Origin of the sequence: Rohdeia mirabilis (genome assembly GCA_007750655.1) — a bacterium.
Taxonomy (GTDB): Bacteria; Planctomycetota; UBA1135; order UBA1135.
In genome coordinates this window covers 1,500,102-1,522,471 of record CP036290.1, presented here as the reverse complement: position 1 = coordinate 1,522,471, position 22,370 = coordinate 1,500,102, and the positions used below count along the sequence as shown (strand labels likewise).

Genomic DNA, 22,370 nt, shown 5'->3' with positions numbered 1-22,370 from the left:
CGATTCCCCAGCCGTCCTTGGGAGCAACACACTCCCTCCTGGCCGCCAGTCATGCAATAGCGCATCAGTCTGGCGCACAAGACGCGCCTACACTTGCAGCACCGACCCTGCTCTACCAAGGGGAGACGAGGAATCTGGCTGTGGGCCTCATCGACACCGACGAACTGCCAGACATCCTTGCTACCGGCTTCGGCCCTGTATTGCCGAACATAACCTTCTCGCTCCGACGGAACTCCTCGGGCACTTGGAAGGCCCAGGTACTTGACCAGTCCGTCTTCTTCTGCAGCGACGCAACCCTCGCCGACGTCTCTGGCGATGGATTCCTCGATGCAGTTCTGTCACACGCCTTCGGAGCCGCGTTGAGCTGGCATGAGAACGATGGGAGCGGAGTGTTCCTTCCGCGGCAAGTTCCGCAGTCGCCGCCAACCCAAGGAGGCGCCGTCGTCTGCATTGACCTCGACGGGGACTCGGACTTGGACGCCTTGGTTGCCACGGCGCCCAGGCCTTACAACTCCGCCCCCCTCTGGGTCGCTGAGAATGATGGATCGGCTCCACTCGCTTCGCTTGCACCTTTTGCGAACACACCGCCCATCATCTCCCAGATGCCGCGACATCTCGCTGCCGGAGACATCGCGGGCGGACCCCAACCCGACCTGATAGTCGTCCAGAACGGGTCGCCGGACCAAGAACCTGCGGACCGGATACTGCTGCTGCTGGACCCATCAATCACTGGCGCCCAGACTCAGATCGAGCTCTGGAGAGAGGAAGCCGGACTGCCAGCGGGCAGCGTCGACGCAATCACAACCGCAGACTGGGACGGTGACGGCCTTGCGGACATTCTTTTCGCGCACCCACCGAGCCAAGCGCTCTTTTGGATGCGCAACTTAGGCGGGGGCAATTTCAAGTCGGCCAAACTGGTACTTACAACCAGTGCATTCGTGCGCAGCATCAGCGTCGGGGACCTGAATGCGAATGCAGTACCGGACTTAACTATCGCGACGCATGACAGCGTACAGTGGATTGAAAGGGGAAGTACTCCGAGCGCGCCAACATCAACCATCCTACTGGCCACCAACATCCACGACTTGCTGCTGTCGGACATGGACAATGATGGCGACGCCGATGTTCTCGTTGCAGCCGAGTCTGGCCTTTACCTTCTGTCCAATGCCGCGCCCCCGCTGGACTGCGACGGCAGCGGGATCCCCGACTACATCGAAATCGCGGCCGGGAACCTACCAGACTGCAACTCCAATTGGACGGCGGATTCCTGCGAGATCGGCCTTCAGGCTGGGCTTGACCTAAACGGAGACGGCGTTCTAGATGAGTGCAACCCACCACCGCTACGTGCCCGAACAGTTCAGGCGTCCCTTATCGATGGAGGGATCCAAACGCTCTGGCTCGACGCTGGCACCGCTCGATCATCGAACGCATTCGCGCTCCTTGGGTCCGCGTCGGGAACAGCGCCTGGCGTCACAGATTCGCCTTCGGGAATCTCGGTCCCCCTGAACATCGATCCGTACTTCAACCTGCTGCTTCTCAACGCTGGCGCTGGAATCGTGGCCCCGCTCTTCGGAGTCCTGGACTCGTCTGGCGCAGCGACCGCAGTGGTTACGGTACCCAGCGGAACGGACATGAGCTTCGTTGGCCTCACTCTCCATCACGCCTACATCACAATCGATTTGTTCGATACGGGGCTGATGACGTTTGCGAGCAATGCGGTGCCACTTACATTGACCCCGTAAATCGGTGCCGTTCCGTTCGCGGTTGCTGGCCGGGCCGTCTTCGCGCTCGGATCGCCTGACCTGACCATCCATCTCGGTCGGAGGCTACGCCAACCAGCTCGCAGCGCAGCAACCTACTCAGCGCGGCTCTCCCACCGATCGCACCAGAACGACCTCCCCCCCCCCCCCCCCGCCGCGTCCTCCAGCTCGCCCCACCGCGTCGCGGCCTCAATCCGCTCCACGAGGCTGGGCGCCCCATCGCGAGCCCGAGCAGGGTCCGGACGCGTCAGCCCGGCCCACTCATCTCTCGGACCGCCACCTCCTCCGCGTACGCCTGCGCTTCGTCGACCGCCCCCTCGAGGTCGTGCCAGCGCGTAGTAGCCTCGATCCGCTCGACCAGCCTCGGCGCGTCGATCGCAAGCTCGAGCAGGGTCACGATGAGCCCGCTCGGCCCGTCCTCGTCGACCACCGGACGGCACACGCTGCGATCGAGTACTCGTCCGGCAGCTGCCGCCTGGTTCGCCGCCCACGCCTCGGCTCTTTGGAACAGGAAGTCCACGGGGTCGACTCGCTTCGGGAGCTGCAGCGGGTCGGCCACCGCGATCCGCACCGCTTGGACCTCCTCGGTCCCTCGTAGCCACAGCCACGCCTCTGCCCAGAGCCCCGGGACCATCTCGTCGTCTTCCGCTCCGCCGATCGCGACGAACACCACAGCCGTCGGCGACTCGATCAGGTACATGCCTTGGTCCATCGTTCATTCCGCCTCGTTCGGGCGGCCTCCTACTGAAGCAAGGGGGCCAGGCGCGAGCCCGACCCCCTGACCTCGCCAGCGGTGGCGACTACTTCGCGGCGGCTGCCTTCGCGGGCTTCTTCGACGGCTTGCGCCCCGACCAGGCTCGGATGCCATCGAGCGGGACGATCTCGCCCAGGGCTTCACGCGCCTGCTCCAGGGCGGCGCGCTGCGCCTCGTCCTCGACGACGTTGAGCCCCTTGTCGATCGCGCTGATCGCCGCGCGCGCGGGCCTGTAGGCGGGCTGGTCCTTCACCCTCGCGATCTCGGCGCGGGCCAGCAGCGCGTCCTTGCGCGCGTCCAGCTCGGCCAGCATCTCTTCGGTGGTGCGGCGGGTGCGGGTAGTGGACTGGGTCATGACTAGTTCAGTTGGTTCTGGGCTTCTGCCCGGTGTTCGAGGCCGTCGCGTGACTCGGTGCCACACGCTCGACGACCTCGTGCTCTTCTTGCCGTCAGTCGCCTGTTCCGGCGCTGATCTCGATCGCCATCGACGTGCGCGCTGCCGCTTCGATCTCGGCGATCTGCAGCTGCACTCGCGTGACCCGCTCCGGCCAGACTTCGGCGCGCGCTTCGTGGACTCGTCCGCCGATGAAGCTCAGCGCGGCTTCGGCTGCCTGCGCCAGGTCTCGTCGCTCGGTGATCTGAGCGGCGCGTTGCAGCGACCGGATCGCGAGCAGGATCTCCCGCCCGCCGGGGTCACGCGCGATCGCGTCGCGGTCGGACACCAGGTCGGACCAGACCTCCTTCAACGCCAGGTAGCGGTCCACGTCGCCTTGCTGTTCGATCATCTGCTCGTCTCCGTGGCCGTCCGTGCGGCCAGTTCGTCGCTCGGTCGCCCGAGCTTCTTGATGGCGCCCCGCAGGTCGTCCACGCCAAGGTGCGTGTAGATCTGCGCGGTGAGCTTCGGGTCGCTGTGCCCCATGAGTCGCTGCGCGTGCGTCAGAGGGACGCCGGCGCGCTCCAGGCGCGTCGCGAAGGAGTGCCGCAGGCCGTGGATGACCATGTGGCGGCCCTGCCCGTCGGTGCGGTCGATCTGCGCGCGTTCGAGCACGCGGTCGAAGATCCGCATCGGGTTGTTCGTGGCGACGCTGAGGGCGCTGCCACGTGGGCTCAAGAGCACGCGGTCGGCGACGGTTGGGATGCGCCCGAGGAGTTGCTGGTGCTGGATGCGGAGGTCGCGCAGCTCCTGGGCCAGCGGGTCGGTCAGCGGGATCGCGCGCTCCTTCTTCGCCTTCGTGGTCTCGGCGCGAAGCACCAGCAGCTGGTCGGCGAAGCTCACGTCGCCCCAGGTGAGTTGGCGCGCCTCGCCCCACCGCGCTCCGGTGTCCAGGAGGAGCAGCCAGAGCGGTGTCTGCGGCACATGGGTGGTTCCGACGCGTCGAGCCTCCCGTTCGCAGCGCTCGTCGTCGGCGCGCGAGGCGGCCAGGAAGCGATCCACCTCGTCGTCCGACAACGCCCGGCGCCGATGGACCTGGTGGCCCTTCCCCTCGGGCAGCTTCTTCAGCCGCGCGATCGGGCTCTGAGCGATCACGCCCGCCTCCACCGCCCAGTTCAGCATCGCCTTCAGCGTCTCGCCGATCAGGTTCGCGGTGCGGTTGGAGCGCCCGTCCCGGATGGCCATCGCCCTGAGCCGGAGCACGTGGAGTGGGCGCAGGTCGCACACCCGACTCGGCTCCAGCGCTTCAAGGGTCCTGGCGAGGCGCGCGACCACGTTCTTCGTGTGGCCGGGCGAAGTCCGCGCTGCCAGGTCGGCGATGTACAGCTGCGTGAGCTCGCCGAGCTGCATCTGCTGGCCTTCGAGCGACCCGAGTCCGTCGAGCTCCATGTCGCGACGCCGGATCAGTTCCGCACGACGCCGTTCGGCCACGCGCTTGTCCGCGCCAAGGCTGTAGTGGTGCCGCTTGCCGTCCGCGTCGCGGTAGTCGAGCACGTAGCTCGTGCCGCGCTTGAAGAGCCTGCCCGGCCCCATCGCTCGTCCACGGGTCATCGCGCGACCCTCCGGCTGTCGAGCCAGTCGAGGACTTCCGCGCGCTCCCAGCGGATCACTCCGCCCAGTTCGAAGGGCTCGGGCAGGTCGCCCTTGGCCTTCCACTCGCGCACGGTCTTCTCGGTGACGCTCAGCAGGTGAGCGACGTCTTTGACCGTGAGGAGCGGTTCGAGTTGGGGCTGCGCGTCGCGTTGGTCCACGGACGCATAGAGGCTCGTTTCTGAGCCCGCAGCAAGGTGAACCTGCAGGTGTTCGGCGGCTTGTTGCAGAGCTACGGAGGCCGCCTGGAGGGACGTGGCGAGCGACCGGATCGGCTCGCCCACAGCCCCCGTGTGGCCACGAGTCGCGACGTCGTGCGCCACGTCCGCATCGACGGTCACCGGCTCGCCCGAGCGCACACGCTGCGACCCACGCGCCACGACGGCGTCGAGCTTCTCGCGCAGTTCGCTCACGAGTTCTCGCCCTCCCCAGCCCCGAGCAGAGCGGCCAGGACGGCCTCTTCGAGCGCCCGCTCCGTGGCCACGTCGAGCGGCTCGTAGTACGGGTGCTCCAGCCCACGGCGGTCACGGCGCGCGGGGAAGGACAGGCGGGTGTCGCCCGAGCGGGTGCGGCGGACCGTCAGCCCGTCGATCCGCAGGACCCCGGCCACGGTGCAGCTGACGTAGGCCAGCAGCCCCCGGTCCTGGTCCTGGCGGAGCGCAGCGGTGATCCGCACGTCGGTGACGAGCGGGGCGGTCACGAGGGGACCTCGGTGTCGTTCGCTAGCGCGGCGGGTGGGGTTGGGGGGGTGGGTGGGGTAGTTTCAGCCCACTCACACTCAATTTCCCCCTCCCCCTCTTCTTGTGCTCGGAGTAGTGAAGGAACCCCTCCTACCCCACCCGGGCGGCCATCATCAGCAATAGCGACCACCTCCTGGGGCTCAACGTCACCCGATTGGTGGTGGGGTTCGTGGTGGGGTACCGATTCGCCGGCATCGCGACTCCCACCAACCCCACCACCGTCGGGCAGCTCGACAAGCATCCACCGCACTACACCGCCAGTGCGTTCGGGCGGCTTTGCGAGCACCGTCGCTGCGCCTCCCGGGGTGCTTCGGCATCCCACCGCGGTCCCAGTCGGGCAAGGGCTGGGGCCGCACCTTTCACCTGGGGGCGCGGTCCGGCGTCCGCGACTGGCCGATGTGGCCGATGTGGACGGTATGGACGGTGTCGCGTCCACCTCCAGATTCGTGGGGCGAGCAGATCCACTCGTCAGCCCTGCGGACAGTCCCACGGCGAGCGACCCCGGAGGCCGCGACTGGCCGATGTGGACGGTATGGACGGTATGGACGGTGTCTCCTCCAGCTCCAGATTCGTGGGCCACCGATTCGCCAGTCACCCAGGGCCACCCGCCAGCGGTTCTGACGGTTGGGCTCGGATCCCGGACCCCCTCGAAGCTGGAGAGGGCCGTCGAGCGCGCGTCACCCAGCACTTCGCGACGAGGACAGCAGCACGTACTCCGCCCGCGTCGCCCCGTGGCTGGTAGCCTCCCTGGCATGGACGAGGGGATGAGGCTCGAACGAGCACTGAGTCACTACCTGCGCTCGATCTCCGTGCGCTGGGACGACGTCGAGGACCGGGGCATATACCCCTTCGATCTCCCCGTGATCCGGGAACTCAAGGAGATCAACTTCTCCCCCACGGTGACCTACATCGTCGGCGACAACGGCACTGGAAAGTCGACGCTACTCGAAGCGATCGCAGTAGCAGTCGGCTTCAACCCCGAGGGTGGTAGTCGGAACATGAACTTCTCGACTATCGAGACTCACTCTTCGCTGGCAACTCACTTGCACGCTATACGAGGCGCTACGCCCCGCGACGGCTACTTTCTGCGGGCCGAGTCCTTCTACAACGTGGCGAGCAAGATCGACGAGCTGGACGTCGATCCCCTGGACGTGCGGCTGAATGAACCGCTTCCGCCCCTGATCGACTCCTACGGCGGACGAAGCCTCCACAAGCAGAGCCACGGCGAGTCGTTCTGGGCACTCTTCACCGAAAGGTTCCGAGGGAACGGTCTCTACATCCTCGACGAGCCGGAGGCGGCGCTGTCCCCGACTCGACAACTGGCGTTCCTGCTGCGCATGCAGGATCTCGTGAAGGCTGGCTCACAGTTCCTGATCGCAACCCACGCCCCGATCGTCCTCTCCTACCCCGGCGCGCTGATCTATGAGCTTCGCGACGGTGAACTCCTCGAGACCGCCCTCGAAGACACGGAGACCTTCAACGTGACTCGATCCTTCCTGGCCAACCGCGAGGCTGCACTCGACGAGCTCCTCAACAAGGATGAGGACGCGGAGTAGTGCCCACCCCGTCTGCAGGGCTTGCCCGCATGATGGGTCTGACCTGCGCCCTCAGGCCTCCAACTCTGACCCCCCTCGGAATCTGACTCCGGCGGGCAACCGGCCATACCGTCCATACCGTCCACACCGTCCACCCGCTGGGAGGCCGACCGAAGCTCGAGCTACCCCGCCGATCGCCGGGACTCAGGCAACCCGGCTTCCCGACACCTCCAGCGGGGGTGGGTGAAGGGAGTGATGGCATCTCAGGTTCCTCCCATAGAAACTCCTCGTAGAGAGAGAACCTGGGGACCCTTCACTCCCTTCACCTCTCGCCGAGCTACGCCACCGCCGACCGCCTTCGAGGTGCCCTGTCCTGGTCGCGACCGGCGAGCCCACCCAGCGCGATCTGGACCCTCCGCGGCGCCCAGTGGCCCGCGCCTGGCCACTCACTCGGCAAGGGTCGCGCGGACACAGGCCCCCTCGGAAACTGAGGCAGGCGGGCAACCGTCCACACCGTCCACACCGTCCACACCGTCCAACGAGGCGCGCGCACGGCCGCTCCGCCTGGACGCTCCACCGGGCCGGTCAGGACGCGCCGGGGAGCCCTCCCGGAACGCGCCACAACGGCCCCTCACGCCGCGCCAGCCGAGCCCCCCCGGCAAGTTCCCAAAGTGCACTCCAAGTTCCCAAAAGTGCACTCTGAGTTCCCCGCCAAGTTCTACGGCATAACCCTCGGTTTCGCGACTCGACCCCGCTTCACAGCGCGTGAAGCGGGATCGAGCCCTAGCGGGAGGCCGATTTTGAAAACGCCCAAATCGGTGAACCAGCGGGGAACTTGGGGAGCGGCGCGGAGGCCGAAATCGGCCCCCAGGAGCGCCCGATCGGGGCCCCGTGTGGCCCTCGGTCAGGCCTCTCCCAGGTCGCATATCTACCGCAATGCCCCGTGTGAACATGCGACCGCCTCGGAGGGCGCGCCAGATGGCGTCACCGGACACGTACCTTCAACCAGCAGGCGCACGTGAAGCAGCGCCTGCCGCAAAACAGCCAAAATCTCAGCACAAATCGCTGCCTGAATGGCACGCGTGCAGTTCGGCACTAGCCGCCCCCTCAATACAACTCGAAAGAGGCGCCGCTACGGAATTAGCAAGATGCGCTCCCTGGAGCTTCCAGCCACCACCTCAGGAAGCTCGAAGACCGTCGCCCCCCCCCAGTCAAACTCACGATACTCCCCACTCCCTGGCGGCCACGTCCCGGAGGCAAGCAGTGAATGCGCCCCCTTCACTAGGGGGATGCACGCGATTGAGCCACTCACTCCAATCAGACCGCTTACAAGCCCTTGCCCCCGGTCATCCACAACCTCCCAGGCAATACCTTCATCCGACTCCGCAACGCCGGAAGAGTCAACGAACACCCAGGCCAATGGATCGAAAGGTATCTGCACAGACACTTCCTCAACTCCTATGTGCACCTCGCCTAGCTCGGCCACGCCAAGCCACTCCCGCCGACCTCGCCACCAATGCCCAAGCTCAACGCTCCAATGCCCCAAAGGAAGAGAAACGCAGCCCCCATCATCGTCAGTGTCGAGCAAGCCATCGAGTGTCACACTCCGAACATGGCCATCCCGGCTCACCAACCGAACATGCATCCCCTCAAGGCTAGCGGACACTCCAGCCTTGCCAAGCCAGCCCGCCACAATCGACAGGTCAACCTGAAGGGCTCCGAGCCGACATGGCGCGGCGATTCGCTCCGGCATCCACGGCCACGGTCTTGACTGAAGGGCGATCTCCCGCACGTCGTCACCTAACCCAAGCTCCACACCCAAGAGCGCCGCATCTGACGCCATTGCCACGGCTAGGAGATCGGAACCGCCATCACTTCCTGCTGCAGCAACCGCAACCCACTCGGGAAGCGCGCTGCCGGCTTCCCGCCCAAGGTCCCACGAAATGACAGGCCAAAGCCCTTCACCCATGGCCGAACCGAGACAGGCGGCACCATGCTCAACCAACACCCCGCCCACCAGGCAAGCTCGCACCTCGAGACTACCGTCCGGCGCGATAGCACTCACGCCTGAATCTCCTGGAAGACACCAACCGTCTCCAACCCCAAGGAGGACCGCACGCGCCTCTTCCCTCGGCATCATAACACGCCCCCTCCCCCCGTCATCAACCACAGAGCCCCTCTCAACAACAGCGCGGGCCAACGCATGCGCCGAGAGCGATAAGAGGCTCACCCCTCTCTCAACGTCAACAACAAGAAGCCGACCACCAGATGCAGAGCGCCCCTCACTGTCAACAAGCATAACGTCATTGCTGGCGGCAGCGCGCAGGACAACAGACACCTCCCCCCCAAGCGAACCATCTAGCCGCCGAATGACCGGCACACGCCCCTCGGCACCAAAGATGCAGAGGCGTCCCCGACCATCGCCACCGACTTTCAAGACGAAGACACCATGCCGGCGCTCGACCTCCCCCTCACTATCAGCGCCGTCAAGAGCAAGACACCACGCACCAGGTATGTCGCCCTCTTGATGGGCCCCCACAACCCGCACCTCAACGAAAGAGGACGCAGCGGCAGCTCTACCCACATCAACGCGCGCGTCGTGTTGTGAGTCTCCAACCAACTCAACAACCTCGCACTGCGCCTCAACCTCGACGCTCTCCTTCTCACCCGACAATGGGCGCGGACCCCCTCCGGACTCCCAGCAGCCAGCGAAGAGCAAGGCCATGCAAGTAGCCGCAGCCAACACACATCTATCCGAGGAGCGCATAAATCCACCCACGATGACACTCATTCACTCAGTACGACCAGAAGCCTACAAAGCAGCTGGACTGCCAACACGCCGGGACACATCCTAGCAGCAGAGGTTGGTGTACCAGTAGGTCTGTAGTTTCGATTCGACGCCCGTAGTCGCTCGCCTCCCGCGCAGTACCGTCGCACCTCGCGGCGGCGTTGCAGGAGCGCAGCGGCCACCCCGAGGGGTGGCCGCTGAAGGCGGCCCCGAGTTGTTCTGGTGTGGCGGGAGTCACGTCGTTTTCATGTGAGAACTCTAACCCTCTCACCTGACACCAACGATGTCCCACCACGACTCCGACGCTACCACGATCTCCGCTGCTCTGGAACTGCTGACCGCTCACGGCTTCGACGACCTGGCTCGCCCTCTCGAGATGCTCTTGAACGCCGCCATGCGCCTGGAACGCAGCGCCTACCTGGGCGCCGGACCCTTCGAGCGATCGGACGATCGCCGTGGCTATGCCAACGGCTTCAAGCCGAAGACCGTCGCGTCGCGCCTCGGCGAGCTGAACCTGTCGATCCCGAAGACCCGCGACGTGCGGGACGGAGTCGAGCCCTTCTATCCGAAGGCGCTCGAGCGCGGCGAACGCTCCGAGCAGGCGCTGCGGCTCGCTCTGGCCGAGATGTACGTGCAAGGCGTCTCGACGCGCAAGGTGAAGGCGATCACGGAAGAGCTGTGCGGCATGTCGATCAGCTCGTCGCAGGTCTCGCGGCTGGCGGCGGAGCTGGACGACGAGCTCGATGCCTGGCGCCAGCGCCCGCTGGGCGCCGTGCGCTACCTCGTGCTCGATGCGACGTACGTCAAGGTGCGACACGCTGGCAGCGTCATGGACTGCGCGATCCTGGTCGCGGCAGGCGTGCGCGAGGACGGCAAGCGTGCAGTGCTCGGGGTGAGCGTGTCGCTGTCGGAGGCAGAGGTGCACTGGCGCGGCTTCCTCGAGAGCCTGCTGGAGCGCGGGATGCACGGCGTCGAACTGGTGACGACCGACGACCACAAGGGGCTGCGAGCGGCGCTGCGCGCCGTGCTGCCGTCGGTCATGTGGCAGCGCTGCCAGGTCCATCTGCAGCGCAACGCTGCGGCCCATGTCCCGAAGGTGGAGATGCGCGGCCCGGTCGCGAGCCGCTTGCGCTCGATCTTCAACGCGCCGAGTCGCGTGCATGCGGAGCAACTGCTGCGTGAGGCGGCCGCGGAGTACGCCGAGACTGCGCCGAAGCTGGCCGCCTGGATCGAGGAGAACGTCCGCGAAGGACTGAACGTCTTCGGGCTGCCGGAGCACCACCGCCGCCGGCTGCGGAGCTCGAACATGCTCGAGCGACTGAACCGCGAGATCAAGCGGCGCACACGCGTCGCCTCCCTCTTCCCGAACGAGGCCAGCGCGCTGCGCCTCGTCACCGCTGTCCTGGCCGAAGTCTCCGAAGAGTGGGAGACCGGCCGGGTCTATCTCTCCATGGACGCGACCTGATCGACGCTGCACCCGAATTTACAGACCAATGGTGGCGCTACCCAGCAGAGGGGAAGTCCCTGCAACACAAGAGACCACCGTCCGAAGACCAGAAGATCACTCGTCCTCCCCGGAGCCCTCACTCCCAGGCGCCTCCTTAACTGCGGGCGACGCCGTAGCCTCAATACTTCCATGCCTCTTGCTCGACCCGTTATCCACAGTCACTCCCTCTGCGCTAACTTCAACGTACTTCCGGTATCCGAAGACCCTGACGGACCCTGCTGCCTCCTGGTATCGCCCTCCATGATTGCCTCCATATTTGCCAAGACTATGGCAACCAACCAGGTAGATACGCCCCCCCTCGATCATGTGCCCAGCAACATCACCGATCGCGGACGATGGAAGGTACTTTTGATTGACATTCGCCCCTTTAAGCGGATCACCGTGATCGATGACACATACGACTTCAACAGTCCCCGTCGTTGTGTAATGAGGTGATTGAACCGACGCCAGCTTCGGGTTGCGTGCTGCGTGGCGCCGCCAAGCCATCTCTTCTTGCATCCGCCGGATTTTAAGCTCGGATCTGATTTTGCCTACAGCCTCAGCAACTTCATCGGGCCCACTGACCTCAACCTGATGATCGGTAGCCGCCTCCGCAAGCTCGACACCTTCCGCTGGTGTTGACGGAGATGTAACCCCAACACTGTCAAGCCCAAAAGCATCGGCGTGGCCCCATGGATCAGCTTTGAATGCCGAGTACCCGCCACCTTGACCATGCCGCCACATCCCCGACGGGTCCACCGTCGTGAACTCCCCGCTCAGCGGATCGTACTGACGATGCCTGAAGTGGAACCAACCAGTATCCTCGTCGTAGCGGCGCCCTTGGAAGCTGTAGGGGTTCCCGACCGTTGACACCGCGCCCTGCGCCGTCACGCCACTGCCACCGATGTTCGGCGTGAAGACCGTCGGCTGGCCCAGCATCGAGTACGTGTAGTACTCCTCGACGTCTTCGCTGTCATTGGTGATGGCTCCGACGAACCCCTGCGAGTTGCAGTGGTACCAGTAGTCTTCGTGACCACCCTGGCCGTCGAACACACGCATCTGCAGATGCTCGTCCATCCGGGGACCCGTGACGAACTGGCGATACGGATCACCGGTGTGGCGGAGATTCTTCTCCTCCACCACCTGCCAGCCTCCTGCGTAGACCAGCTGCTTGGAGACCCCGGAGACCTCGTCCTTCTCGACAATCCGCCGCCCGATCGCGTCGTACACATACGAGACGATCCGCGTGCCTCCGTTGGACGGACGCGCCGTCCAGACGGTGATCAGGCGCCCGTCAGGTCCGTACTGGAAGTACTTGCCGCTTCCGTCCTCAAGCAGGTTGCCGAGCTTGTCGTAGACCCGTGCGCCGCCAGCGAATGAGCTGTACTGGTTGAGCTCGCTCGAGGCGCTGTCGACTTCCGGCATGAGGTCCGTCGTGCCCTCGACGAGTGCGGTGAACTTATCCACCCCGTCGAGAGACGCTGCCGTGGTCACCCCAGGTGCTGCCACGGAGGCATAGTCTCGGACGAACTCCGTCATCCGATACTGCGAGTCGTGACGGTAAGTGTCTTCGAGCCCGAAGTGCTCGCGCACCTCTCCGTCACGGCGCCCAGTCCCCACTCCTGCTGGCCCGTTGTAGCTCGACTGGTAGCCAGTGATGAGAGAGGGCGAGGAGCCGTTGTTGGCCATCCAGCGCCAGTTAACTGGCCGACCGTTCGCGTCGTAGCCAGCGTCCAGGGCGCCATTGCTCGACTCCTTGGTGGAATCACCAGCGGTGTTGCGCAGATCAAGCACTGCGCCTGCGCCACTCGAGTCGTAGAAGTACTCCAAGCGCGCAAGGCGTCCAGCACCGACGTAGTCGTAGCTCGCGATCGCCCCAGTGCCGTCACTGATGGTGGCGACTCGATCGAGCGCGTCATGCGTGTAGGTCAGCGTGCGCGCCGACTCGGTGGCGTTCTTCGGGTAGCGAAGGCTCGTCATTCGCGATGCACCCTGGTAGTGCATCTGCGCAATCTCTACGTGATTCGCTCCGTTGTACGGGGCCGTGTCGATCCGTTGCTTCTCGGTGATCTTGCGACCGAGCGAGTCAAGCCAGTGATCGACGTACACGTCATCCCAAACGGTGCCTCCGTTGTGGTCGCACTGACCCCAGAGGCGATCGAGCCCGTCCCACGCGAAACGGCGGTTGAAGTTCGTCCCGCCCGGCCCCGGGCCGAATAGCCCAGGGATCCCTACCGTCGAGTCAACTGCCGGATCCGAGTACGGGCCCTCGAACCTCATGAAGCGCGTCCGTCCGCGAGGGTCAACGTCGAAGTGACAGGTGACTCCCTGCTGAGACACGTGCGTCACAAGCTCGCCGTCCGCGTTGTACGTCCAACTCTCCGACTCGCCGTTGGCGTAGTTGATCGCCGTCATGCGACTGAGCGCGTCGTAGACGTACTCCGTGGTCCTCGGCGTCGACGTCGGGCTCGCACTCGCAGTGTCGAGGGCTCCATCATCCGTCTGCTTGATCAGTCGGTGCAAGGAGTCGTACTCACGAACCAGCGTGATGACTCCATCGCCGCCGCCTTGCCCGACATCGACGTTCGAGGCGTTGGCCCCAACGGCACCACTCAGCCCGGTCGTCGGAATCGAAGAAAGGAACCGAAGCTCGTGGGTCTGCCGACCAAAGGCGTCGTATCGGTACTCCGTGTCGTTCGCCAGCGCGTCGCGAACGCGCGTGACGCGCCCTCGTGCGTCGTAGAAGTACTCCGTGACCTCGCCATTTGGCGCCGACACAGTCTTGAGGCGGTTCAGACCGTCGTACGTGGCAACCGACGATGTAAACGCAGGCTCGGAAATCGAAGCGAGCGTAGACTCTTCTATGGAAACAGTACTAAGGACGTTCCCGCTGACATCGTAGTAGTACTGCGTGGACGAGAGCAACGGATCCGTCACCACGTCTACTCGCGCTGCACTGTCGTAGCTAATGGACGTTACATCACCATCGGCATCAACTGTGCCCACGGCCTGTGAGCGTCGATTGTACTCAGTAGCCTTGTAAACCCAATCACCGACGAGACCGCCAGCCGGATAGTCAACCGCACCGGGATCTCCAGCAGTGTGTGAGTAGCCCGCGCCGCTGGCGTCACGGTAATAGAATAGCTTAGCTCCGCAGACAATCGGCCGCGCCCTCTCATCATAGAAGCAAGCAGAGCGTGACAAGAGCGTCTCCGTGAGAACGAAGTCCTCCACAGTTCCGTACACGCGGACCTCTTCGACGAGCCCAGCGCGGTCGAGATCTACCTCCGTCCGTGTCCCTACACGGTCGCGAGTCTCGACGAGCCGTCCCCAGCCGTCATAGATGTTCTCGATGTAGTCGCCTTCCCAACCGGCCACTGCGCTGACCAGTAGATGCTGGGGCGAGTCAGGGTGATCATCTGCATCGATGATCGCGGTGACGTTTCCGAGACCGTCCACCAGGTAGCGAGTTTCGGCCTGGGCACCGCCAATCGCGCCGGACTCCACCGACACGATCAGGTTGCGCGCGTCGTACGTGTAGCTTGTTACCGTTTCCTCTGCCTCTCCAACTGCGAAGGTGGCCGACGAAAGCAGTTCATCACCGTTGTAGACGTACTCATTCCGGATCTCGTCGGGGTTGCCGAAGTTGATCCTCTCGATGATCAGCTGGTCAAGCAGACTGTACTCGTAAACGTGCGCGACGAAGTCTGCCGGCGTGGACGTCGGATCCACTGGATCATGATCGAGGACTTCTTCAACGTGCAGGTTCCCATTAGCATCATAGGCCCTGCGAAACCCAGTGGCGACGCCGCCGACCACGGTCACCGAAGAAGTGATCTGGTCCGTGAGATTGCTACCGATGACAGTCCCCGTCCCGTTGGGCGCGGTGATGAGCGAAGGAATGGCGTGGTTGCCACCACCATTCGCATACTGAAACTGGGTTGTCGCCTCGATGCCGCCGACATCAACTACGACTTTCTTGAGGAACCCGCCAGTCGTCTCCGCAGCCATGCTGGGGTCACCGAAGGCCCCCTGATCGGCTGGATCCCCCGCGCCGAAGTACTCCCAGTGGGTAACCAGGCCCTCGGGGTCCGTGTGCGCCACCCTCTGACCGAACTTGTTGTATTCGAACACCTCGACAGCCAACTGCGCTGAACCCTCAGCAAGAACCGAGCTCGTGAGGTCGAGGGGCTTGACTTCTGGGTAGTCGATACGAGTGACTTGGCCGCAGGGCTGGTAGTCCGGAGCTGGGTTGGGGACCGGCGCTGTGGTATCGACGCCACTGTCCTCGAGCAACTGAATGAAGGCCGTCGCACCGGCCAGGTCGAACGTCAAGTTCAGCCGCTCGTAGAACGCGAGGTAGGCGTCCGCGTAGTCCTCCATATAGTCGTACGAGAACCACGTTGTGTATTCGAGCTCCGTGGGAGTTAGCGCGACGGACGTCGTCGGCGTTGCACTCAACCCCCTAGGGTCGACTACCGCGAGGACGTGGTTGAAGATGGGCTCGTAGAGCTTCTTGGTCGCAAGAGCGCCAAGACCGGTGGGATCGGGGGCGCTAGCCTCCGGGAGGATCACCACAACCTGCGCGTTGCCCTGGCTCCTTCGCCCCACAGTCGGAGGCGGGTACTGGACGTTTCTGGACATGCCCCCCGGCATTGTTTCAATTGTAATGAGCTGATCATCGTTGTACTCGTACTGCCGCGCCCATGCGATTGGATCGCTAGGGCGCGCCTTCGGCGTGGGAGAGAGGATTTGCTCCAGCAACACCTGCCCATAACGGTTCATCTGGAACACAGTCTCGGTTCCATTCTTGTCCGTTACGATGGTCTGAATGGCCTCATCATTCACGCCGCCTGCAAACGCGGCACTGCCAACTGCGAGCAGTTCAGAGCCCGCGGAATACTGGTAGGCATATGAAGCGGCTCCAACCTTGTGCTGAAGGACAAACCCTTCGCAGGTCGGGTCGCTACTATCACAGTATATCCACTCCAAGCGCGTAGGCCCCGGCGTCGACCCAACGTTCTGATTCGGATAGGTGGCGCTGACGAGTGCGTTGTCGAGCCAAGGCTGACCTGTGTACTGAAGAGGAGCGACGTACTCGTAGGTGATCGTCGGGCGCCCGCTGAACGGAGTTACCGACGTAACTGCTGCGGGCGTCACGTTCGGCAGCTTGACCTCGGCGAGGTTTCCGGTTCCGCCGTGGTACGCGTAGTCAACAGCCAGCCTGACTGAGGGCGTCGCGCCTCCAAGGGTTCCTGTCAGCTCGCGGATGGTCTTGAGGCGCGGAGTTGAGTCGTAGACTAGCTCGAAGATGCGGCCGAACGAGTCCACGACCTGCGCGACATGCCCAGCGCCGTTCAGGGTGAACTGAATCCGGTTTCCAGCAGGAGACACGGTTCCGGACATGTAGCCCTCAACACCCAGGAAGGTACTGCCAGAACTCACTTCCATCACACCCTCAAAGAGCTGCATGGCGCCCCCTTTCAGCCATAGCTCGAGCACGGAGGGGATAGGAGGCACTGCGCTCGGGTTGCCGGGCCTGTAGAGCCCGGTCAAGAAGCGACCCGATCCCCCTTCATACCGGTGCGACAGGCCGTCAGCTGAGATTCCCTTGTAGACAAGAGCGTCAGAGCGCCCGAAGCCTTCAAGGAGCAGGGAGCCTGTGGGGAGGCCGGCCGTCCCCGCACCCGGGTGAGGCTTGACAGACTGGTGGAGCGAGAATGCCCACGCCGGCCCGAGCACTGAGTCCGGGTTGTCGCGGCGTGTCGTGTGGCGACGCTGGAACACCAAGGTCGACCCGGGGTCGCGGCCTGGCACGACGAGGTCGACTTCGGTGAGTACCTCCTGCCCCGAGTGGAGGAGAATCTTGTGGTTCGTGCCGTTGTCGTTCGTGAGTGGGCCGCGCCCATCCCCCTCACCTTCATCGCAACATCCCGAGGAAATGCCGTTAACGTAGAGCGAGGAGTTGATCGAGAACGAGCTGTTCACCGACGCCGATCCTACTGCGTTCTGCGGCGGGAGTTCCGGGACGAGCTGCGCGTCGTCGATGAGACTGCCCCCAGTCTTCGTTTGCTTCAGGAGCGGCGCGGCAGTCGCGTCTGAAGCTAGGGCGAGCAAGACGTAAACGGCAATGGCGAGCCATGCCGGGATGGCGGCGAGCTTCATATGGGCGAGTAAGGCAAGGTAGGTGCGGATCCGATCGAACTGCTCTCTCGGGCGTGAAGGTCCTTGGCGGTCGACGGCGACGGGAGGCTTGTCCCGGCTTCGCTAGTTGGTATTCCTTGCTAGCCATCTGTCTAGCTCGGGCAACGAGTTGTCCCGTTCTTGGGCGCCGCCACACCGCGCCTGAACCTGGGTACCAGCGTTGCGGTTCTGTAATCAGCGTGGAGCTGGCTGGTTTGGCGCTCCGGCTTGTCGGCCTGGTTGGGGATCCGCCATGCTTCACCCGCGGGGGCAGAGGTCTGTCCCATGCGCCGCTCTCCCCCACCGAGATTGGGCTCCTCGACTCCTTCCTCACCTTCCGCGAACTCGCGCAGTGGGAGTGGCTGGATACCGAGAACATCTTCGGTATCGAAGACCCGAGCTCTGGCCAGGTGAACTGGGCCACCGTGATGGGCGCGGGCGGAGGGCTCTTCGGACTGGGGCTCTACCTGGGCGAGCGCGGGCACCACCTCTTGCGGCGCGTCGAGTCGGGCGAGGCCGACTACAAGGACGTTGACTACGGGGAGGACGCGTTGCTGGTCACGGCGTCCGACTGGATCGAGGTGGACCAGGCGTCGGTCGAGCGCTGGCGCGGTTTGGCCCGAGTTCCGTGAGGACGCGGCGGTGCCGTGCCTGGAGAGACACACTTTCGGGCGGATCCCGCAGGCGGTGGACGAGCGCAAGATGGCCGTGCTCGCGCACGCGCTGCGTCAGGTCGTCCAGGTGGCCGAGCGGGTGCGCGACGGGGAGGCCGAGCTGGATCGCGCCGGAGACGGCCCGTGGCTCGTGCGGCGGTGGAGCGAAGGAGAGGCTGTGGTTCGGCGCGAGGCGTCGCCAGCCGAGCCGGTGGGCGCGCGGGCCGAGATCAGCGAGGCGGACGCAGAGGCGCTCAGGAGCGAATTGGGGAGCGACGGCTCGACCGTCGAGCTCGACCTGTTCCCCACCAACTCGGTGATCCAGGACGAGGCCGATGGAGAGCCGTGGATGGCCGCGTGCCTGCTCGAGGTAGACCCGGCGAGCGGCATGGTCCTGGCGGTCGAGCTGGGGCGCGGGTCGGAGCGGGAGCCCTGGGCGCTCGAATACCTGGTCGGCGCGTGGCGCGAGCGGGGCGGGATCCCCGGTCGCGTCGTGGTGCGTGAGCGGACGGCGGAGTTGCTCGGCGACGCGCTCGTGCAGCTCGGCATCGAGGTGTCGGTCAGCGACCGACTGCCGATGCCGGAGCCGGCGAGGGATGGGCTCCTGGCCCGGCTGGATCGGTCCTGACCCGCTCGCCCGGCGTCCCCTGCTCCCACGGGCCGTCGAGGCTCGTGTTGCAACCTCGGCGCCGGAAGTCACGGGCACAAACGGACACGAACGGGCATCGACGGCGCTCGGGGACGGGCACGAACGGTCACAAACCGGCACGAACGGGCATGAAGTGCGCCGGGCGGGCCCGCTTCCCAAGCTGAATGTCGCGGGTTCGAGTCCCGTCTCCCGCTCCACCTTTGGGGGCCAGTTGGGCGGCACGGGGAGGGTGGATGGCGGCAAGTGGCCGTTTCGGCGGGGTGGCGAGGCGCGGGGTGTAGCGCTTTTGTAGCTGCGTTGGGTGGGCGGGACCCCCAGTGGCCGCGGCGAGGTCGAGCGCGCCCGACTCCGGTCGCCTTGAGACCCGACGGCCTTGCGGACTCCACCTCCGACATGAGCCTCGGCAGGACAAGCCGCGATTGCTAGGTTCGTGCCCATCCAAACCGTCACCAGCTCGCACCTGGAGGGAGATCAAATCGCATGGGAAGACGTAGAGGGTTCTTCGCGGAACTACAGCATCAGGCCAAGCTCGCTCAACGAGATAGGGCGCGCCAGGAACGAGAAGCCGACCGCCGGTACCGCACCGCGGTCCGAGAGGCTGAACGCCAGCACCGAGAAGAGGAGCGAGCCTTCGCGCAGATGGCACGCGCCGACGCTGCCGATCGCAAGCGGCAGGAGAAGCGCGCCAAGGAGGCCCACGTCTTCGCAATGGAGGCGGAAGTCGAGCGACTGAACGCTGAAGCCGATTCAGTCGGGGAGGAACTGGAGTCCATCCTCGCGGCAACGCTTGACGTCGACGACTACGTCGATCTCGAGAGCCTGCGCATCCCGCAGAATCCCCCGCCCTACCCGAGCCCCGAACTGGCTCCGTTCGACCCTGGCCCGCCAATCCCAGCCCCGCCAGCACCGCCGCAGCTGAGCCTCCCACCAGCCCCCACGGGACTCGGCGGACTCCTGGGTCGCGGCAAGTACAAGCGCGCCTGCGAGCTCGCCAAGAGTGAGCACGAGGAGCGCATGAGGCTGTGGGAGCGCCATTGCCAAGATCTCGACGCCCAACTCACCCAGCGGACACAACTCGTCCAAGCCGCCTACGTCGCTCAGGCTACGGAGAACAACAGGCAGCTTGATACTTTGATCAACAACCTTGCGTACGGTGTCCCGGAGGCTGTTGACGAGTACGTCTCCATTGTTCTGGCCAACTCCGTGTATCCCGACTGCTTGGACGTCGGGCACGAATTCTCGTTCGATCCAGTCACGGCAGAGCTGAAGCTGGCCGTGATGATCTCACCGCCGGACACAGTTCCGAACCGGGCTGCCTACAAGTACACGAAGTCCAAGGACGAGATCACGTCGAAGGAGCTCACTGTTAAGGTAAAGAAGGAGCGCTACGCGAGCATCGTCCACCAGGTTGCATTGCGTTCCCTTCACGAGGTCTTCGAGGCCGATCGACGCGGCCTCATCAAGTCGATCTCGCTCGAGGTCGTGACGGAGACCATCGACCCCGCGACGGGCAATGATGTACGCATCCCTTTCGTCGCAGTCGCTACAGCCCGCGACCCATTCGAGGACCTGAATCTCGCCCGAGTCACGCCTGACGCGTCACTGAGCCATCTCGGGGCCAGCATCTCGAAGAATCCGCACGACCTCGTCCCCGCCGACACATCCGGAATCCGTCGCGCATGACGGCTCCCAACGACCTGGTCTTCAACCCACCCCCTGGATGGCCCGTACCTCCGGAGGGCTGGCGGCCACCCGCTGGCTGGCAACCTGACCCCACTTGGCCTCCGGCCCCGGAGGGCTGGCAGCTCTGGGTGCGTGCAGATGGCATCAGCGCGACCCCAGGGGGCCAGCCGTATCGAGAGCAGGAACCTCCTGGATCATCGAACTGCGAAAGCAGCCAACTCGGCGAACCGCCTCATGCGAGAGTCGCACTCCTCGAAGCTGAGTTGGTCGCACTTCGAGTCCGCCTTGAATCCTCCAGCTCGGGAGAGGAGCTCGCCCCCATCAGCGACGAGCATGTCCTCCAGGCGGTCGGCATCTACCGCTACCACCATCCCCTAGAGCACGCATCCGCCTATAGGAGCCGCCTCCAGGAGCTGACGGGACAGATCGCCGAGTCCGTCAAGCTCGGCACCGCAATCGAGTGTTCTTCGAACTTCACCTACGACAACTCGCTTGCGAAAGGTCGGAAGATGACACGCGACTTGGGGAAGCTGATGCTCCGCGCCTACAACGCCGAGGTCGAGAACAGCCTCCGCTCGATGCGCGCGGGCAACGTCGAGACTGCGAAGAAGCGCATCGAGAAGTCCCGCGATTCGATCGCGAAGCTCGGCGCGATGATGGAGATGCACATCAGCAACCAGTTCCACGCCCTCCGCATAGAGGAGATCGAGCTCACCGCCGACTTCCTCATGAAGAAGCAGGAGGAGAAGGAAGCTGCTCGCGAGGAGCGTGCACGCATCCGCGAGGAGAAGCGAGTCGCAGCCGAACTCGCGGCCGAGCGCGAGCGTCTCGACAAGGAGCGCGCCCACATCGACAACGCGCTAGCATCACTACGGGCCAACGGCCAGGACGATTCAGAACTCGCAGAGCGCTTGCTCGCCATCGACGCTGCGATCGAGCAGAACGACTTCCGAGCGGCCAACATCCGAGCAGGATACGTGTACGTCATCTCCAACCGGGGCGCGTTCGGCGAAGGCGTCGTCAAGATCGGCCTCACCAGACGCTTGACCCCCTCGGAGCGTGTCAGCGAGCTCAGTGGCGCTTCCGTACCATTCACCTTCGACACCCACTGCCTGTTCTTCTCCGAAGACGCGGTGACACTCGAAGCAGATCTTCACCGACACTTCGCCGACCGCCGCCTCAACAGCGTCAACCAACGCAAGGAGTTCTTCTTTGCCACTCCTACCGAAGTGCGCGATGCGTTGGAAAGCAAGCTCGGCGCACTCCTGGAGTTCACCGAGAATAGCGACGCCACCGAGTACCATCAGAGCGTCGGATCCTGGCCCAAGACCCCCTAGACACCATCGTCATGCTCCTTCGCGATCGACCCTCGGCCCTTGCATCGGGTCTCGCCGCCGCCCTCCTGTCCGCGTGTGCGACCGTCCCCTCGAACCTCGACCTCCCAGCTCCGACGGTCGTCCACGACGTTCGCGTAGAGGTCACCGGAGTTCTGCGCCATGGTGGCATCGGCGGTGGCGTCGCCGGGTTCCGAGGCGTCGCCACGAACCTCGGCGAGGAGACTCTGAGCTTCTGCACGGTCACCTTCGAGTTGCTCGACCCGACCGGGGCGAAGATCGGCAACGCGATGGCGACCACTCAGCACCTCGCGCCGGGCGTGCTGTGGAAGTTCGATGCCTACAACGCAGGGACTATCCGCACGACCCTTGACCGCGTGACGATCGCCGACGTGCAGACGGACAAGAGCCTCTTCGCGGGCATGTCCACGAACGGGGGGTTCGACCCGAGCGCGCTGCGCGAGTTGAAGCCAGGAGAGACGACCCTCGCCCAGGCGATCGACACCCTTGGCGCAGAGCCGATGGCGAAGAACTACGGTGCCGACGGCTCCATCACTGCGGTGTGGAGCAGGACCTCGATGAAGAGCGGCAAGTTCCAGAGCAAGCAGGCCACTGTGCTCTTCGACTCGAACGAGCGGATGGTCCGGATCCTCAGCGAGACGAGTACGGGATCGTGAGTGCGATGGACAAGAGCGACTACCAAGCCGCGTGGCTCCATGCGATGAGCAACGGCGCCCTGCTCACACCGAAGCACGACCCTGCGTCCGTTCCGTTCCCGTTTG

At 64.6% G+C, this 22,370-nt stretch carries 16 protein-coding genes; 8 read left to right on the top strand and 8 right to left on the bottom strand.

Features of this window, described 5'->3' with window-relative positions:
• Nucleotides 1–140 precede the first annotated feature (140 nt).
• The gene (locus tag Pla163_RS05615; protein WP_419186353.1) at nt 141–1,742 is read left to right on the top strand and encodes an FG-GAP repeat domain-containing protein; all 1,602 of its coding nucleotides are present in this window, start codon (nt 141–143) and stop codon (nt 1,740–1,742) included.
• A gap of 265 nt (nt 1,743–2,007) precedes the next feature.
• Here Pla163_RS05615 and Pla163_RS05610 read toward each other — a convergent pair whose 3' ends face one another.
• From Pla163_RS05610 to Pla163_RS05585, 6 genes are all read right to left on the bottom strand, one after another.
• Entirely contained in the window at nt 2,008–2,472 is a 465-nt protein-coding gene (locus Pla163_RS05610) for a hypothetical protein (RefSeq protein ID WP_145184853.1), read from the bottom strand.
• Nucleotides 2,473–2,560: 88 nt separating this feature from the next.
• Nucleotides 2,561–2,869: a hypothetical protein gene (locus Pla163_RS05605; RefSeq protein ID WP_145184850.1), complete on the bottom strand. Its 309-nt coding sequence runs from the start codon at nt 2,867–2,869 to the stop codon at nt 2,561–2,563.
• Between the two features lie 94 nt (nt 2,870–2,963).
• Complete coding sequence (locus Pla163_RS05600) at nt 2,964–3,236, bottom strand: hypothetical protein (protein ID WP_145184847.1); 273 nt, start codon at nt 3,234–3,236, stop codon at nt 2,964–2,966.
• Between the two features lie 59 nt (nt 3,237–3,295).
• A complete protein-coding gene (locus Pla163_RS05595) occupies nt 3,296–4,498 on the bottom strand; it encodes a tyrosine-type recombinase/integrase (RefSeq protein ID WP_145184844.1) in 1,203 nt (400 codons plus the stop codon).
• A complete protein-coding gene (locus Pla163_RS05590) occupies nt 4,495–4,950 on the bottom strand; it encodes a helix-turn-helix transcriptional regulator (protein WP_145184842.1) in 456 nt (151 codons plus the stop codon). Before Pla163_RS05590 ends, Pla163_RS05595 begins: the two co-directional genes overlap by 4 nt.
• On the bottom strand, nt 4,947–5,237 hold the full coding sequence (locus tag Pla163_RS05585) for a septation protein SpoVG family protein (RefSeq protein ID WP_145184839.1): 291 nt from the start codon (nt 5,235–5,237) through the stop codon (nt 4,947–4,949). Before Pla163_RS05585 ends, Pla163_RS05590 begins: the two co-directional genes overlap by 4 nt.
• A gap of 792 nt (nt 5,238–6,029) precedes the next feature.
• Here Pla163_RS05585 and Pla163_RS05580 point away from each other — a divergent pair.
• Nucleotides 6,030–6,833 (top strand): AAA family ATPase, encoded by an 804-nt coding sequence (locus Pla163_RS05580; RefSeq protein WP_419186352.1) that lies wholly within the window; start codon nt 6,030–6,032, stop codon nt 6,831–6,833.
• Nucleotides 6,834–7,944: 1,111 nt separating this feature from the next.
• Here Pla163_RS05580 and Pla163_RS05575 read toward each other — a convergent pair.
• Nucleotides 7,945–9,537: a hypothetical protein gene (locus Pla163_RS05575; protein ID WP_145184836.1), complete on the bottom strand. Its 1,593-nt coding sequence runs from the start codon at nt 9,535–9,537 to the stop codon at nt 7,945–7,947.
• A gap of 346 nt (nt 9,538–9,883) precedes the next feature.
• On the opposite strand from Pla163_RS05575, the gene Pla163_RS05570 reads away from it, so the two are divergent.
• The gene (locus Pla163_RS05570) at nt 9,884–11,065 is read left to right on the top strand and encodes an IS256 family transposase (RefSeq protein WP_145184694.1); all 1,182 of its coding nucleotides are present in this window, start codon (nt 9,884–9,886) and stop codon (nt 11,063–11,065) included.
• 96 nt (nt 11,066–11,161) lie between these two features.
• Here the strand turns inward: Pla163_RS05570 and Pla163_RS05565 are convergent, their stop codons facing one another.
• Nucleotides 11,162–17,251: an RHS repeat-associated core domain-containing protein gene (locus Pla163_RS05565; protein WP_145184833.1), complete on the bottom strand. Its 6,090-nt coding sequence runs from the start codon at nt 17,249–17,251 to the stop codon at nt 11,162–11,164.
• On the opposite strand from Pla163_RS05565, the gene Pla163_RS18785 reads away from it, so the two are divergent.
• From Pla163_RS18785 to Pla163_RS05540, 5 genes are all read left to right on the top strand, one after another.
• Entirely contained in the window at nt 17,227–17,901 is a 675-nt protein-coding gene (locus tag Pla163_RS18785) for a DUF7309 domain-containing protein (RefSeq protein ID WP_419186351.1), read from the top strand. The genes Pla163_RS05565 and Pla163_RS18785 overlap by 25 nt on opposite strands.
• Before the next feature lie 55 nt (nt 17,902–17,956).
• On the top strand, nt 17,957–18,550 hold the full coding sequence (locus Pla163_RS05555; RefSeq protein ID WP_145184827.1) for a DUF6930 domain-containing protein: 594 nt from the start codon (nt 17,957–17,959) through the stop codon (nt 18,548–18,550).
• Between the two features lie 660 nt (nt 18,551–19,210).
• Nucleotides 19,211–20,254 (top strand): hypothetical protein, encoded by a 1,044-nt coding sequence (locus tag Pla163_RS05550; RefSeq protein ID WP_419186350.1) that lies wholly within the window; start codon nt 19,211–19,213, stop codon nt 20,252–20,254.
• 263 nt (nt 20,255–20,517) lie between these two features.
• Nucleotides 20,518–21,591: an SNIPE associated domain-containing protein gene (locus tag Pla163_RS05545; RefSeq protein ID WP_419186349.1), complete on the top strand. Its 1,074-nt coding sequence runs from the start codon at nt 20,518–20,520 to the stop codon at nt 21,589–21,591.
• Nucleotides 21,592–21,602: 11 nt separating this feature from the next.
• Nucleotides 21,603–22,265: an FxLYD domain-containing protein gene (locus Pla163_RS05540; protein ID WP_145184818.1), complete on the top strand. Its 663-nt coding sequence runs from the start codon at nt 21,603–21,605 to the stop codon at nt 22,263–22,265.
• Nucleotides 22,266–22,370: the final 105 nt, after the last annotated feature.